At 29.7% G+C, this 16227-nt stretch carries 12 protein-coding genes and 1 tRNA gene; 8 read left to right on the top strand and 5 right to left on the bottom strand.

Annotated features, from left to right (window positions below):
* The first annotated feature begins 85 nt into the window (after positions 1-85).
* The 4 genes from CKA54_RS00795 to CKA54_RS00780 are packed head-to-tail and all read left to right on the top strand — an operon-like array spanning position 86 to position 3392.
* On the top strand, positions 86-1063 hold the full coding sequence (locus tag CKA54_RS00795; RefSeq protein ID WP_039664057.1) for an agmatine deiminase: 978 nt from the start codon (positions 86-88) through the stop codon (positions 1061-1063).
* Positions 1060-1974 carry a cation diffusion facilitator family transporter gene (locus CKA54_RS00790; protein ID WP_120759159.1) on the top strand — a complete coding sequence of 305 codons (915 nt, stop codon included), beginning with the start codon at positions 1060-1062 and terminating at the stop codon, positions 1972-1974. The genes CKA54_RS00795 and CKA54_RS00790 overlap by 4 nt, the downstream gene beginning before the upstream one ends.
* Positions 1943-2815, top strand: coding sequence for a carbon-nitrogen hydrolase (locus CKA54_RS00785; protein WP_120759158.1), 873 nt, complete (start codon positions 1943-1945; stop codon positions 2813-2815). The genes CKA54_RS00790 and CKA54_RS00785 overlap by 32 nt, the downstream gene beginning before the upstream one ends.
* A gap of 10 nt (positions 2816-2825) precedes the next feature.
* A complete protein-coding gene (locus tag CKA54_RS00780) occupies positions 2826-3392 on the top strand; it encodes a DJ-1 family glyoxalase III (protein ID WP_120759156.1) in 567 nt (188 codons plus the stop codon).
* 23 nt (positions 3393-3415) lie between these two features.
* Here CKA54_RS00780 and CKA54_RS07835 read toward each other — a convergent pair whose 3' ends face one another.
* The gene (locus CKA54_RS07835) at positions 3416-3655 is read right to left on the bottom strand and encodes a SelT/SelW/SelH family (seleno)protein (RefSeq protein WP_255349556.1); all 240 of its coding nucleotides are present in this window, start codon (positions 3653-3655) and stop codon (positions 3416-3418) included.
* A 103-nt stretch (positions 3656-3758) separates the two neighbouring features.
* On the opposite strand from CKA54_RS07835, the gene dnaE reads away from it, so the two are divergent.
* Positions 3759-7352 (top strand): DNA polymerase III subunit alpha, encoded by a 3594-nt coding sequence (gene dnaE / locus CKA54_RS00770; RefSeq protein ID WP_120759154.1) that lies wholly within the window; start codon positions 3759-3761, stop codon positions 7350-7352.
* Between the two features lie 95 nt (positions 7353-7447).
* Here the strand turns inward: dnaE and CKA54_RS00765 are convergent, their stop codons facing one another.
* Both CKA54_RS00765 and CKA54_RS00760 read right to left on the bottom strand, forming a co-directional pair.
* Positions 7448-8944, bottom strand: coding sequence for a DUF2779 domain-containing protein (locus CKA54_RS00765; protein WP_120759152.1), 1497 nt, complete (start codon positions 8942-8944; stop codon positions 7448-7450).
* A gap of 63 nt (positions 8945-9007) precedes the next feature.
* Entirely contained in the window at positions 9008-9670 is a 663-nt protein-coding gene (locus tag CKA54_RS00760; protein WP_301182151.1) for a YIP1 family protein, read from the bottom strand.
* Positions 9671-9844: 174 nt separating this feature from the next.
* Here CKA54_RS00760 and CKA54_RS00755 point away from each other — a divergent pair, with 174 nt between their 5' ends.
* The 3 genes from CKA54_RS00755 to CKA54_RS00745 all read left to right on the top strand — a co-directional run bounded on the left by CKA54_RS00755 (position 9845) and on the right by CKA54_RS00745 (position 14942).
* Entirely contained in the window at positions 9845-11698 is a 1854-nt protein-coding gene (locus tag CKA54_RS00755) for an McrB family protein (protein WP_120759149.1), read from the top strand.
* A complete protein-coding gene (locus CKA54_RS00750; RefSeq protein WP_120759147.1) occupies positions 11682-13025 on the top strand; it encodes a hypothetical protein in 1344 nt (447 codons plus the stop codon). Before CKA54_RS00755 ends, CKA54_RS00750 begins: the two co-directional genes overlap by 17 nt.
* Positions 13026-13517: 492 nt before the next feature.
* Complete coding sequence (locus CKA54_RS00745; protein ID WP_253254838.1) at positions 13518-14942, top strand: PD-(D/E)XK nuclease family protein; 1425 nt, start codon at positions 13518-13520, stop codon at positions 14940-14942.
* 4 nt (positions 14943-14946) lie between these two features.
* Here CKA54_RS00745 and CKA54_RS00740 read toward each other — a convergent pair whose 3' ends face one another.
* Entirely contained in the window at positions 14947-15867 is a 921-nt protein-coding gene (locus CKA54_RS00740) for a YafY family protein (protein ID WP_120759145.1), read from the bottom strand.
* 125 nt (positions 15868-15992) lie between these two features.
* Positions 15993-16079: transfer RNA gene (locus tag CKA54_RS00735), tRNA-Leu, on the bottom strand.
* Positions 16080-16227 lie beyond the last annotated feature (148 nt).

Genomic DNA, 16227 nt, shown 5'->3' with positions numbered 1-16227 from the left:
AGATAAAAATGATATGATTTGTGTTTTTTTAAATATGCAAATTATGTTACTTTTTTATACATTCAAATCTAAAAAGGGAGTCAAAATGAGAAAAAGTGTAGCAGAATGGGAAAAGCAAGAATTACTTTTAATTTCCTTGCCTCATAAAAATAGCGATTGGGCGCCTTATTTGGAAGAAATTTTACAAAGTTATGAAGAATTCGTTAAAACAGTGGCTAATTTTCAAAAAGTTTTACTTATAGCGCCTAGTGATGAAGATTTTCAAAGATTTCAGCATATTGATAATGTTGATTTTTTCAAGTGCGATACTAATGATACTTGGATTAGAGATTTTGGTGCGATTGATGTGCGAGAAGGAGAGAAGCTTTTAGCGCTTGATTTTGCGTTTAATGCTTGGGGAGATAAATTCCAAAGTGCTTTAGATAATGCAGTCAACTCAAAACTTTTTGCGCAAAAATTATCAGGAAAATTGGAAAAAATTGATTTTATTTTAGAAGGTGGAAGTATTGATTTTAATGGCAAAGGAGTAATGCTTACAACTAGTGCTTGTTTGCTAAATGAAAACCGAAATTCTACTTTTGATCAAGCGCAAATTGAAGCTAAATTAAAAGAAATTTTTGGTTTAAAGCAAATGATTTGGTTAAATCATGGCTATATTAAAGGCGATGATACTGATCATCATATTGATACTTTGGCAAGATTTGTAGATGAAAATACCATTGCTTATTGTGTGTGTAAAGATGAAAATGATGAGCATTATGTACCTTTAAAGGCTATGGAAGATGAGCTGAAAAAAACAGGATTTGATCTTTTAGAATTACCTTTACCTAAGGCTTTGTATTTTGAAGGAAAAAGACTTGGGGCAACTTATGCTAATTTTGTTTTTGTTAACGGTGGTTTGATTGTACCAATATATCATGATGAAAATGATGCTTTGGTGCTTGAGAGATTGCAAGAAAAATGTAAAGATAGAAAAGTAGTAGGAGTAGATGCAAGAGTGTTTTTAAGACAAAATGGCTCTTTGCACTGTTCTTGTCAAAACCGCTATGAAGGGCAAAGATGAATTTGCAAAAAAGCGCAACTATTATCGCGAGTGTTTGCGCTATCTTTTTAGCTATTGTTAAATTTGCAGTAGGTTTGGCATCTGGTTCTGTTGCGGTGCTTTCTAGTGCGATTGATTCTTTGCTTGATTGTGTTATTTCAGGTTTAAATTATTTGGCTTTGAAGAAAAGTTTACAAGGATCAAGTAAAGAATATAACTTTGGTTTTAGTAAAATTGAAGCATTGATGGGGCTTTTTGAAGGACTTGTGATTAGTGCTATTGGGGTTTATATATTTTACGAAAGTGTTTTAAAAATTCACAACCAAGAAAGTGTTGAAAAGCTTGATCTTGGAATTTTTGTCATGGCATTTGCTATGGTAGTTACTCTGTGTTTGGTTATTTTTTTAAATTATGTGGCTAAAAAAACCAAAAGTTTAATCATAAAAGCTGACAGTTTGCATTATAAAATAGACTTTTTAACCAATGCGCTAACACTTTTGGCATTAATTATCATAGCTTTTACAAATTATCATTTTATTGATGGTTTATTTGGTATAGCTATTAGTTTATATACGATTTTTTCAGCTTTGAAGATTATCAAAGAGAGTTCTCAAATTTTATTAGATGTTGCAATTGCAAAAGAACAAGTGGAGAAAATCAAAGAAATCATTCAAGAAAATAAAGAAGTCAAAAGTTTTCATCATTTAAAAACTAGAAAAAGCCCTGATATGCTTTATGTTAGTGTGCATTTAGTTTTTGAGCCTACAATATCGCTTTTGAAAGCACATGAAATAGGAGATGAAATCGAAGATGCTATAAGAGAACATTTTAAAGATGAATTTTGGAATATCCATATACATTTAGATCCATATGATGATTCAGAAGAAGAAAGGAATAAAAATGAAATTAGCACTCATTCAGCACGAATTTAAAGGAAATAAAGAAAAAACTATAGAAAAAACTTGTGAGCTAATCAAGCTTGCTGCGCAAGATGGGGCACAACTGGTAGTTTTGCAAGAATTACACCAAACACAGTATTTTTGTCAAAGTGAAAATACAAACTTTTTTGATTTGGCTAATGACTGGGAAGAAGATGTTAAGTTTTGGTCTAATGTAGCAAAAGACAATAAGGTTGTTTTAGTGACTTCTTTATTTGAAAAAAGAAGCGCAGGGCTTTACCATAACACAAGCGTAGTGTTTGAAAAAGATGGAACATTAGCAGGAAAATACCGCAAAATGCACATTCCTGATGATCCTTGTTTTTATGAAAAATTCTATTTTACTCCAGGTGATTTGGGTTTTGAACCTATACAAACAAGCGTTGGAAAGCTTGGAGTTTTGGTGTGTTGGGATCAATGGTACCCTGAAGCGGCTAGATTGATGGCTTTAAAAGGAGCACAAATTTTGATTTATCCTGCTGCTATTGGTTGGTTTGATAAAGATGCAAAAGAAGAAAAACAAAGACAACTTGAAGCTTGGGTAGGCGTACAAAGAGGTCATGCTATAGCTAATGGCTTGCCTGTGGTGGCTGTAAATAGAGTAGGTTTTGAAAAAGATGAAAGCGGTGTGGAAGATGGTATAAGATTTTGGGGAAATTCTTTTGTTTTTGGTCCACAAGGCGAAGAGCTTTTTAGAGCTGATGATCAGCAAGAGTTGTATAAAATTGTTGAAATTGACATGCAAAGATGTGAAAATGTACGCAGGTGGTGGCCGTTTTTACGCGATAGACGCATAGAGTATTTTCACGAATTAAACAAAAGATTTATTGACTAAAGGAGGAAAAATGAAAAAGGTTTTAATACCTTTGGCAAAAGGTTTTGAAGAAGCTGAGTTTATAGGTATAGCTGATGTTTTAAAAAGAGCAGGAGAAGCTAGTGGAAATTTAGAAGTAATTATTGCTTCGCTTGATGATGAACTTTTGGTGCAAGGAGCTAATGGAATTTGCATAAGGGCTGATGTGAGTTTGGCTAGTGTTGATCAGGAAAATTTAGATGCAATCGCTCTTGCAGGTGGCTTTGAAGGTATGATGAATTTAAAAAACAATCAAGCTATCATAAAAATCATACAAGATTTACATGCAAAGCAAAAAATTGTAGCGGCTATTTGTGCTTCGCCTATAGTGCTAGCTAAGGCAGGGGTGATTGATGGTGAGTTTTCTTGTTACCCTGGTTGTGAAGTGGGCATTGAAGGTGTTAGAGTAAATAAGGCGGTTGTAGTTAATAAAAATGTCATCACAGCAGCTGGGCCTGCTACGGCTATTTTGTTTGGTTTAGAGCTTGCTAAACATTTGTGCTCAGAAGAAATTTATCAAAAACTTTATGAAGGTATGCTTGTCCCTTTAACAAAATAAACCCTCATTAATGAGGGTTTAGCTTACATTTGTTTCATAAGCTTAGTGATTTCACCCTCATGAGGAAATCTATCTACTTCACAGTTAAATAAGTCTTTTTTTGAGTAAATGATTTTACCATCTACTTCTACTATAAAATGCCCACCACCTTTTTCTATGGTAGAAATTTGCACATCTTTGAATTCATTTTGTATTTCTTCTGCAACCCTTGCAGCTTGTGGTTTGTAATTTCAAAGATTACAATAATAAATTTTCACTTCCATTTTTTACTCCTTTTTTGAAAGTAAGCTATTATACATTTTTTCTCCTTGTAAGTTTTAAATTTAAGGTTTTTTTTTATAATAATAAAAAAACTTAAGGGAAAAGATGAGCCAATTTACACATTTGCATTTACATACTGAATACTCTTTACTTGATGGGGCAAACAAACTCAAAGAGCTTGCTAAAACACTAAAAGCACAAGGTGCAACTAGTGTTGCTATGACTGATCATGGAAATATGTTTGGGGCTATTGATTTTTACAAAACAATGAGAGCTGAAGGGATTAAACCTATCATAGGGCTTGAAGCATATTTGCACAATCACGATGATTTAAGTGATAAAAGCTCAAGACAGCGTTTTCATATTTGTTTATTTGCTAAAAATGAAATTGGCTATAAAAACTTAATGTTTTTAAGTTCGCAAAGCTATATACATGGTTTGTATTATTACCCAAGGATTAACAAAAAGCTTTTAGAAGCGCATAGCGAGGGTTTGATTTGTTCTTCGGCGTGTTTGCAAGGTGAGGTTAATTGGCATTTAAACACCAAAAACGAAAGAAATTTAAAATTTGGCGCAAAAGGCTATGAAGGTGCAAAAGAAGCTGCGCTTTGGTATAAAAAGGTTTTTGGAGATGATTTTTACCTTGAGATTATGCGTCATGGTATTGATGATCAAAAATTTATCGATGATTCTATCATTAAACTTGCTAAAGAGCTTGATATAAAAATCATCGCAACGAATGATACGCACTATACTTTTAAAGAAAGAGCGGCTGCACATGAAGTGTTTATGTGTATAGCTATGGGGGTTAAACTTGATGATCCAGGTCGTTTAAGACATGAAGTGCATGAGTTTTATGTAAAAACACCAGAGCAAATGAGTGAACTTTTTGCTGATATTCCTGAAGCTATTGAAAACACTCAAGAAATAGCTAATAAATGCAATCTAGAATTAAAACTAGGTGATCCAACACCACCAAATTTTAAATTCACCCGTGAATATGCAAAAAAATATGGCTTAAGCTTAAGCCAAGAAGATCAAGAATTTAGCTTTGATAATGATGATATAGTTTTTGAATATCTTTGTAAAAAGGGCTTAGAAGAAAGACTTCAATTTATCGATGAGAGTAAACATCAAGAGTATAAAGATAGGCTTGATTTGGAAATTAGTATTATTAAAAATATGAAATTTTCAGGTTATATGTTAATCGTTCATGATTTTATCGCCGCAGCTAAGGAAAAAGATATACCAGTTGGCCCAGGGCGTGGGAGTGCTGCGGGGAGTTTGGTTTCGTATTGTTTGAAAATTACAGATTTAGATCCTATACCTTACAATCTTCTTTTTGAGAGATTTTTAAATCCTGAGCGTGTATCAATGCCCGATATTGACGTGGATTTTTGTCAAGATAGAAGAGGGGAAGTGATTGATTATGTGATCGATAAGTATGGAGCTGAAAAGGTTGCGCAAGTTATTACCTTTGGTAAGCTTTTAGCAAAGGGAGTAATCCGTGATGTAGCTAGGGTTTGTGACATGAGCATACCTGATGCAGATGCTTTGGCAAAATTAGTTCCTGAAGAGCTTAAAATCACTTTAGAAAAAGCTTATGAGCAAGAACCAAAAATCGCTGAATTTGTAAATTCTCATCCAAAAGGGCGTCAAGTTTGGGATTTTGCTAAGGCATTAGAGGGTTTAAATAGAAATGCAGGTATGCACGCAGCCGGAGTTGTGATATCTAATGAAGCTTTGTGGAATAAAGCTCCTCTTTTTAGGCAAAGCAAAAACGATGAGCGTCATTTGGTAACGCAGTATTCTAAAGAATATCTTGAAGATGTGGATTTAATCAAATTTGACTTCTTGGGTTTAAAAACTCTTACAGTAATTGATAATGCGATTAAGCTAGTGAAAAAGCGTTATGGTAAAGATGTAATTTGGGAAAAGATTGATATGAATGATCCTAAGGTTTATAAAACCATACAAAGTGGTAACACCTTGGGTATTTTCCAAATAGAATCAGGTGGTATGCAAAGTTTGAATGCTAGGTTAAAACCCGAAAGATTTGAGGATTTAATCGCGGTTTTAGCTTTATATAGACCAGGACCACTTGATAGTGGAATGGTGGATGATTTTATCGATATCAAACATGGCAGAAAAGCCGCAACTTATGCCTTTGAAGACTTAAAACCTATACTTGAAAACACTTATGGGGTTATAGTTTATCAAGAGCAAGTTATGCAAATAGTGCAAAAAATCGGTGGTTTTTCTTTGGGCGGGGCTGATAATGTACGCCGTGCTATGGGTAAGAAAAAAAGAGAAATTTTGGATAATCTTAAAGCAGAGTATCTAGAAGGAGCTAAAAAGCAAGGCTATGATGAGAAAAAGGCTGATGATTTGTTTGAGCTTATTTTGAAATTTGCTGAATATGGTTTTAACAAATCTCACTCAGCTGCTTACGCACTTATAACCTTTCAAACAGCGTATTTAAAGACTTATTATCCAAGTGAGTTTATGGCTGCACTTTTAACAAGTGAAGAAAGTAATGTAGATAAGGTCGCAAAATACATTGAAGAGATGAAAAGAATGAACATCAAGCTTTTGCCACCAAGTATTAACAAAGCCCAAAGAGAATTTAGTGCAACTAAGCTTGATGATGGTTCTGAAGCTATTATTTATGGGCTTGGAGCGATTAAGAGTGTGGGGATTCCTGCGATAGAAAATATCATGGCTATTCGCAAAGAAGAGGGCTTTAGCGATTTTGATGATTTTATAAGCTCGATTGATCCAACTAAGATCAATAAAAAAACCATAGAAAATTTAGCTAAATCAGGTGCTTTTGATGAGTTTGGCTATACTAGAAAATGTTTAGTGGATAATCTTGAGCTTATTTCAGAAACAAGTAGGAAAATTGCTGAAGTTAAAAGAAACTCTACTGCTTCGCTTTTTGGAGAAGAAGAAATAGCCGCAGATATCAAAGTAGGGCTTCATGATAGCAAGATAGAATTTGAACTAATGGAAAAACTAGGCTATGAAAAAGAAATTTTGGGAATTTATGTATCAGGTCATCCTTTGGATAAATTTGCAAGTCAAATAGAAGGCATAGAGTATTTTAAAAGTATGGATTTTGAAACACTTAAAGGCGAGGGCGAGCTTTTGGTGGTAGGGAAGATTGAAGATTTTAAATCGATGATGAGTAAAAGCGGTAAAAGATATGCTAAGGCTGTGATTTTAGACTTTTACTCTTCTTTTGATATGATAGTTTTTGAAGCTCAGGTAGAAAAAGTAGAAACGATTTTCAAAGAAAGCAAAGATGAAGCCTTTGCTTTTTTACTAAGATATAAAAACAATGACAATGATTTAAGCTTTAGTCTAAATGAAATTTATACTTTAGAAGAAGCAAAAGAAAATGAGCTAAAATCTTTTAGTAAAAGAAAAAGCTTTGCAAAAAAAGAAAACAAAGAAGAATTCACGCAAGAGCCTATGAAATTTGAAGAAAATATTATAGAGCTTGATATTAACAAACTTAGTAAAGATATGGTGTATGAAATTTATGATCTAGCTAATACAAGACACAACCCAAAAGATGCCAACAACAAAAAGCTTGTGCTAAAAGTGCTTGATATGGGTAGTTGCTTGCTTTATCATACAAATTTTGTCCTTTCACAAGAAGCTATGGACGTGATAGCTCAAAAATGTAAAGGTTAAAATAAACAGCTAGTGTATTTTGGTTTTTATTATAATATTGAATATGTATATGAGGTTTTAAAATCTAATTTTAATCCATAGCTTTAAGCTATGGATTAGCTAATAAGCTCTTCTAAATGTTTTAAAATTTTTACCATGGCTAAAGTATCAAGTTTGCAGTATTCTAGTAAGGCTTGACGGAGCGCCTTTCTTTTATTTTCATCTTCATTTTGCATGGATTCAAAACTTTGCATAGCTTCGCTTCCATTATGGATTAAATTTAAATTTTTATAAGCTTGTTCCATATCAGGGATCAGAGCTGGTAAGACTTTTTTTATAGAATAACTCCCCTGCATTTTATAATGATAGTAATCTTTATTTTGAAAAGGTATCATAAGATCTTTGATATTTTTTTCTATGTTTAGCAAATGCTCACTAAATTCAGGAAAAGCAAGTGCCAAATTTCTTATCACACCTTTTTCAAAGCTAGCATTATAAGAAAGCACGCAAACATCTTTTGGTATATCGTTGATCAATTTTTTTGCAAACTCATATCTTGGATCGATCCCGCATTCACTTAAAAATTCTTTATGTTCTAACTTGTCTTTGTAGTCTATATGTAAAGAGTATTGAAAAGGAATTTGCATATAAGGTTTTATACCTTTATATTCAGGTATGGTTTGCATAAAGGTTTCAAAATCTAGATGATAAATAGGATAAGTTAGTGTATCTAAGAATTTTTTGATGTTTTCTTTGTTTATATGGATTTCTTTATTAAGTGAAGCTCGAATTTGTATTTGTTGATTTTCGGTAAAGATAGATAGATCTTTTATATCTTTAAAATTGATTATGTTTTTACGGTATAAATTAAAAATTTTATTAGATTTTGAAATGCTAAATATATTCTCGTTTTCGCATAAATTTCTTTGTTTAACCCAGCAGTACTCGTATCCATCACAGTCATAAGGATTAAAACAGTGTGTTCCTATGTCTATATTTGGCTCCTCTTTTTTGCTTAAAATTTCTTCAAAGTATTTTAAATTTTTTCTAACTTCTTCTTGATTTTGGATAACTTTATCTGTGATATCATTAATCTTAAAAAGTTGATTTATATCAAGAAAATCACCCCTATGGTAAGCACTATTTAAATGTATCAGGTTAACTTGTTTGATTTTATAACCCAAATTTGATAAAACATAATATTGTAAAGCACAATCATCTATATATGTTTTTTTAATTTCTTTAGAAGTAGGTGTTTTTGTTAAAGATGTAGAGCTTTTTACTTCATTTATAATCATGCCATCTTTGGTATTTTGCAAAATATCTATCATGATCAAAATGCCATCATAGCAAAAAGTAGCTTCATAGATTACCTCTTGATGGTTTTCTAATAACTTCTTGGTTTGCGTACAATTTTCAGCCAGCTTATCTTTATGATATTTTATTTTCACTCCACTAGGAAAAAGCTCGCAGGCTAGATCACCTACTTTGCTACCTATGTCGGTTTTTGTTGACTTATTAGATGAGTTTAAAACATCTTTGTTATAAGTATTTAACCAAAGAGATTTAACGCATTGTGTGCCTCTTGTGTATTTTGATTTTGAAAAAAACATTATTTACCTTTCTTTGTTGTTTTGTTTGAATTCTAGCCTATTTTATTGAAATAGGCTAGAGTATTATTTTTTCAAAGGTTTATCTCGCATTAGGGCATAAATTAGTCCGCTTGAAAAAGCAAAACGTGCTAACGCATTTTGTTTTTCTTCTCTTCTTTGTGCTACGGTTTTAAGATTGCTTTTTTTCAAAACCGAAAAAATCGCAAGTCCATACCATAATCCTAGTACTATTTTTAAAGGTAGTATTAAAATCATTAGTAATGGATTATTACGATTGTCTCTTAGTGTTGTATATGCTATATATAGCACAACGCATGTCCATATAAAAGCAATGACACCTATAATCATTAGCGCAGTATCTCTTTCTATTCGCATTAGAAATAATGCCATAAAGATTATAAAGGCTAAAGGCAATACAGTAAATAATCCAACACACAAGCTAAGATCTATTGTATTTCTATATATGACCACCTTGCCTTTTAATCCATAATACACAAGCACCGCAGCTATGATGATATATATTAAGATAGCTATGGTGATGATTATTGTATTGGTATAATCTTCTTGAGTCATTTTTGTGCTTGTATTATTATCTATGGTTTTTTCTATTGTTGTATCTTGTTGTGCTGTTGTATAATTTACTTCAGCATTAGCAAAAGTAAAGCATATAAACATTAATATGTTTAAAATTAAAAATAGTTTTTTCATTTTATTCCTTTGTTTGATTTGTTATTTTAAATTTGATTTTTATTTTTTAACACCTCCATGACTTGATATTTTTTATTTTGCAATTGTAATTTATTTTAGTGGACTGTATTTGTCTATTTTTTAATTTTTATTTTGCTATAATTTAAAATACGAAATAAGCTATAATTATAAAAAACAAAACTAAGGAAAATAATGAGTGATTTCAAAACTAGATTAAATGCAATTAAAGATAAAAATTTTGGTTATTTTTTTAATAAAGATGGAAAATGTTATATTTATCATACTAAATTTGGCAGAGAGAGAAATGGTGAAATTAACGAAAATGATGATATTGAATTGAGATTTAAAGAATTAACCAAGAAAATTTATGAAGATAATAACGAGGTATTTGATAAATTAAAAGGTGTTTTTGAGGAATATTTAAACGATTATCATAATAAAAGTACTATACATATTAAATTTGATGGAGATGGAGATTTTTTAAAAATAAAAAGCGAGATTGTGGATAATTTTAGCGAAACATTTGGTAAAGAAAAAATAGACGAGATAGATTTCAATCAGGGTAATTTTAAAAAAGATATTTTTGAAAAATGGTGGGATAAAAGTATAAATAGTGCTAAAATGCAAGGCAATGCTACGAATTTATTAAAAGATGAAAAAAAATTAGTTGATAATCTTAAAATAATAAATGATGCAGTAAGTAATAGTAGCAATTTAACAGAATTATTAGTAGCACTTGATAAAGTGGAAGGCATGAAAGCTACTGCTAGAGAATTAGCATATTGGATGCAATTTAAAGATGATAAATTTCCACTTGCAAATGATGCTTCTGTAAATACCGCTAAGTATATCTTTGAGATATTAAATGAAAATCCAAAAGAATATAATTTTGATAACAAATGCAAAGAAGAAGTATATTTTGATTTTGTTTTGGAAAAACTTGAAGTAAAAAAAACAAATAATCTTCCAAGATATTATATTTTAGATCAATTTTTAAATTTGATTGATAAGATAAAAAAGTCTGATTTTGCTTTAATTACAAAAGAAAAATTAGCTGAAAATGATAAAAATCAAAGTGTGTATTATAAACTTTACGAGGTAGCCTATAGCTTTGCAAATTTATGTGGCAAGGCAGATATTAAAAGTAGTGATTTAAAAGGTTTTTTGGAGCTTTTAAGAACACATAAAAATATCATTTTTCATGGAATTCCTGGAACAGGAAAAACTTATACTATGGTTAATAATATAAAAAATCTTATTAGCAATGAAGAGCAAATGCTTATCACTCAATTTCACCCAAGTTTTTCTTATGAAGATTTTATAGAAGGTATTAAACCTGCAGGGATTGAAAATGGACAATTAAAACTTGAGCTTAAAAATGGAATTTTTAGAGAATTTTGCGATAAAGCAAAAAAAGAAGAAAAAGGGTTTTTAGAAAAACTAGAAAAAGGAAATTTTAATGAAGCTCTAAGTGATCATGGGTATTTTTTCATAGCTGATGAGATTAACCGTGCGGAATTATCTAGGGTTTTTGGAGAATTACTTTATGCGCTTGAGTATAGAGGAGAAAAAGGCAAGATAAAAACACAATATGCCTCTATGAGAGATGATGAGGATTTTTATGTGCCTGAAAATATGTTTTTACTAGGAACTATGAATGATTTAGATAAAAGCATAGATAGTTTTGATTTAGCACTTAGAAGACGTTTTATATGGCAAGAAATGACATGTGATTATGATGTAATAAAAAATGAAATTTATGCCAGTAATAACGAAGAATACGCACAAGCTTGTAAAAAATTAAACGATAAAATTAGTAAAGACATAGGTGAAAAGTATCAACTTGGGCATTCTTATTTTCTAAAAATTGAATTTAAAAATGATGAGATTAAAGATAGTGATATGAAAAAACTTTTTAGCAACCGCTTTGAAGCGCTTTTAAAAGAGTATTTAAGAAGCGAATATAGTGAAAAAGAAATACAAACTCACCTAGATAATTTAAAAAAACTTTTTGTTATAGAAAAAAACGATGATAAAAATAAATGATAATAGCTTTATAGAAATAGATCAAAAATCTTCAAGAATACAAGATTTTGATTTGTATTTTGAAGATTTTATAAAAAATGGAAATTTCTTTTCTTTTTTCAATGATGATGAAAAAATTTTAAGCAAAAATACTAAAAATCCTATCATTTCATTACGAACGATTGAGGAAAACAAAAAACAAATCACTAGTGGAAATTATATAGGAAAAATTTCTTATAATGGTTTGGAAGTTGAGATCAATTCACGCTTTGGCAAGAAGTTTTTAGAAAGAATGCTAAATTTTGCTAATGACGTATTTGTCGATGATGTGAGTATTTATCAAGATGTAAAAAAAGAAAGCAATATAAGTGAGTTTATACTTTTTTATATCTTTGTGCAAAAACTTGAAAAAAGTTTTTTGATAGGTTTGCCTAAAAATTATCAAAGTAAAAAATACAACGATTTGCGTTTTAAGGGAAATATCGATATGGTTGAATTTATAAAACACAATATCCCTTTAAAAGCAAAGGTTGCTACAAAAACAAGAGAGCAAATAGAAGATGTGCATATTATTAATGTATTATATAAAGCATTAGAAGTCATAGAAAAGAAAAATTCAAACTTTTTAAAAAATGTAAAGCATATAAAAACTTATCTAGTGCAAAATAAAAGCGAACATTGCTTTATAAAAGAAAGTTTAAACAAAGCTTTTTCTAGTAAAGCTTTGAGAAATCAAAACTATCAAAACTACAAAGAGCTTTTAAAATATGCAAAAATGATCATAGAAAGTCAAAATTTCACTAGTAAAAATAAAAATGATCAAAAAAGTTATGGATTTATTGTTAATGTAGCAGAGCTTTTTGAAATTTATATGAGTAAGCTTTTAAGAAATAATTTTGAAGAATACATGCTTGATTCTCCAAAGCTTGAAATTTATAAAAATAGCTTTTATAAACGCTATATAATACCCGATATTGTTTTGTCTAAAGATGATGCATTCATGGTTTTTGATACTAAATATAAAAGAATGAAAATGGAAGGTAGAAGCCAAAATGGTATGGGGGATTTAGACAGAAATGATTTATTTCAAATTCATACTTATATGGGGTATTATCAAAAGATAGGCAAAGTGCTTTTAGGTGGGCTTTTATATCCTATGCAAGAATTTGAAAAAGAAAAATGCCATAGTGAAAATTCTATCCTTTCAGATGAATATCAATTTATAGTTGATGGAATTTTTCTTAAAGATTGTCAAAATCCAGATAAAGAAATCACTCTTGAGTATATTATCCAAAAAGAAGCGCAATTTATAGAAAGGATCAAAGAGCTACTAAAACAATCATTTTAGTAGCTTAACAAAAGAAATTTTTCTTTCTATATCCTCGTGAGTAATAGAGTTATTTCTAGTTTATAGGGTTTAAATTTTTTGCGCTAATATTGGCAAATAAAATATCCAAACTCACATCTAAAAGTTTTTTCAAGCCTTTTGAAAATCATAATCTTTTAAGTAAAAATTATTTCTTATTGAAATTCTATATTGTTTTACTCTTTAATGTAAAATAATCTTTATATGTAATGTCTTTAATGCTATATAAAAACTTATGTGTCTTGTTCTTTGGAGTATTATATTCACAGTTTATTTTATTAAATTTTTGTCTTTCTATCCGAGTTTTGATTTTTGTATTTTTTATAAAAGTTTGTTGGTATGAGTTAGAATGTGTTTTATGGTTTGAAGCATTTTTAATCCTTTTTTTGAATAATTTGAAAAATCATGGATAAAAAACAGATAATAGCAGTCTATCTTTTTGTAGTATAATTGTGAAATATCTAAAGGGTAAAAATGGAAATTAAAGAATTTGTTAAAGAATTGTTGAAGATTAATGATAAATTTGAAGATAATACTAAAAAAGGCATGAGTGATATAAATATTTTTGAAGCTTTGGGAGTTGAGTATAAAGAAAATTATCATTCTAAATTTATAGCTTATTTGATCGATCCGCATGGTGATCATTATCAAGAGCTTTTTGCAAATGAGTTTTTAAAAAAGCTTGGAGGATATACAAAAGCTAAGAAATTTAAAAATCTTACAGCTTATGATATAGAAAGCGTAGAAACAGAAGCTTGTATAAAAGATAGTAGAAGAATTGATATACTCATAAGTTTAAAAGATAAAAGATATATCATCATGGAAAATAAACTTTATGCAAAAGATCAACCAAATCAACTCAAAGATTATGTAAAACACATAAAAGAAAAAGTTAAAACCATAGATGATTTTCACGAAAATATACTTACTATCTATTTGCATAAAAATGAAGATGTTGAACCTAGCAAGTATAGCTTAGGCGTAAGAAATGGATTTAAAATAAGTGATGATCTTATATATGATAGCTCTGATAAAAAAATGAGTTATTATTTAAAATTAGACTATAAATGGATAAAAAAGTGGATTAATACTTGTATAGGCGTATGTGAGAATAAAATCAAAAACTATGAGATTGAAAAAGAATTTAAAAATGATATGCAAAATGTGATTTTTACTTTAAATCAATATAAAAACATTTTAGAATGGTATATAACAGATGAATATGTAGCTAGGGATTATGTATTAAATTTTCTAAAAGAAGATAAAGAAAATTTAAAAAATACTATGGCTTTGTATAGATATACCAAAAACAAAAGAGATTTTAAAGATGTAGATTGCGATAAGTATAAAAAAGCAAAAGAAATAGTAAAAGAGAAATGGGATGAAATTTGTGAAGAATTGGTAAGTGAATTTTTTGATAATCTTGAACAAGAATTTGAAAAAGAACAAGCTATATATGGCGAAGAATGGTTTGGATATAGGCTTGATGAGAAAAGGTTTAATCGTGATTGGTTTGATTTTTATCCAAAAATTTATGAAGATGATAATGGTGTGTGGCCTAGCGTGGGTGTTTATTTTGGAAAAAGTGATTATGGTAATTTTGGATTGACTTTTAAAATGAATTATATTGAAGAAGAGGAAAAATATAAAGAATGCATAAAGTATTTTCAAAACTCAGATATAAGAAATGATGGTATCCGCAAAAGTGGTGATCATTATTACTATGATGAATTTAATAATTTTAACTTTAAAGAAAACTATGCTTTTATATACTGGCTAATAAATAATCATGGCAATTGGATGGTAGAATTTTCTAAAATTTTAGAAGAGTTTTTAAATAAAGAAACCATAAAAAACACTTTAGAAAATATAAACAATGAATTAAAACCAAACAAATAAGCAATCATTTACTTATTTGATCAAGGTATTCTCCAACTACTTCTTTAACTTTATTTGCTATAAAATCAGGTTCTAAAACTTTTACATAAGGTATGTAATAATACACCAAAGGTAAAATTTCCATTTCATGAGTTATCTCAAGCTCTATTTCTATAGAGCCATCTTTGTCTTTACCGGTGATGATTTGTGAATTTAAGGGTTTTCTTTCAAAATATTTTCGTACCGGATCTTCCACTAAAAGTCTTACTGTAAAAGGCTTATCAAGATTAAACCATATAGAATTTACTTTTTGAAGTTTTACTTCTAAGCTTTCATCGGTTTGAAAATACTCTTGGGTTAAGGTGATGTTTTGTATATTTTTTAAATAAAATTTTTTGAAAATATCACGTTTTTTCATATCAAAAGCAAGCAAATACCAAAACCCACTAAAAAAAGCTAATTTTAGAGGTTTTACTTGGAAAAGTTTATTTTCATATTTAAAGACAATTTGTTTTTTAGTATTAATGGCTTGTTCAAGAATTTGAAAATTGCTTAAGTCTTTTTCTTCTAGCTTTTCTGCATCTAGGCTAGTATGGATAGGATTAGAGATGATTTGAGAAAGTTTAGAAAGTAGGGGGTGAGCTTTAGCATAAAAGCTGTTTCCGGCACTTTTTGCCATGGTATCAAGCACTTCAAGGATTATTTTTTCATCATCTTGCCCTTGAGTGTCTTTGCTTGTGTCAATGCGCCACTTCCTCCCGTTTTTAATAAGCCCCATAGGTTCAAAAACCCCTTGCATATCTCTTTTTATGGTTTTAGCACTTACATTGAGTTCTTGCGCTAGTTCTTTTATGGTTATGCCATTTTCAGATTTTACTAATTTTTCATATAAAACTTCAAGGCGTGTTAGTTTGGAATTTGCGATGTATTTTTTAAGATCTTTCATAATTTTTCTCTAATTTTTAAAAAATATTAACAAGAATTGCTTTATAAATAAATAAAGTCTAATCAACAAATATTGTTTGAAAATAAAAGTTTGAAAGATAAATAACACTCAGGAGTAAAAACAAATGGTGCCCGAGGTCGGACTCGAACCGACACAAGGTTGCCCTTACCAGATTTTGAGTCTGGCGCGTCTACCAGTTTCACCACTCGGGCTTTTGTGTAAGAATTTAATTTTATTTAAGAGTTGAGATTATACTAAAAAAATATTAAAAAAAAATAAAATATTTCGTATGAAAAATTAAATTAGCTTTAAATTTTGGAACTTTTTTTGCTTATAAATCCTTAAAAATTATTTGCGGAG

The sequence above is a fragment of the Campylobacter sp. P255 genome, from assembly GCF_003627915.1.
Classification (GTDB): domain Bacteria; phylum Campylobacterota; class Campylobacteria; order Campylobacterales; family Campylobacteraceae; genus Campylobacter_D.
The sequence above is the reverse complement of the archived record's forward strand: the minus strand, read 5'-3'. Positions and strand labels throughout refer to the sequence as shown.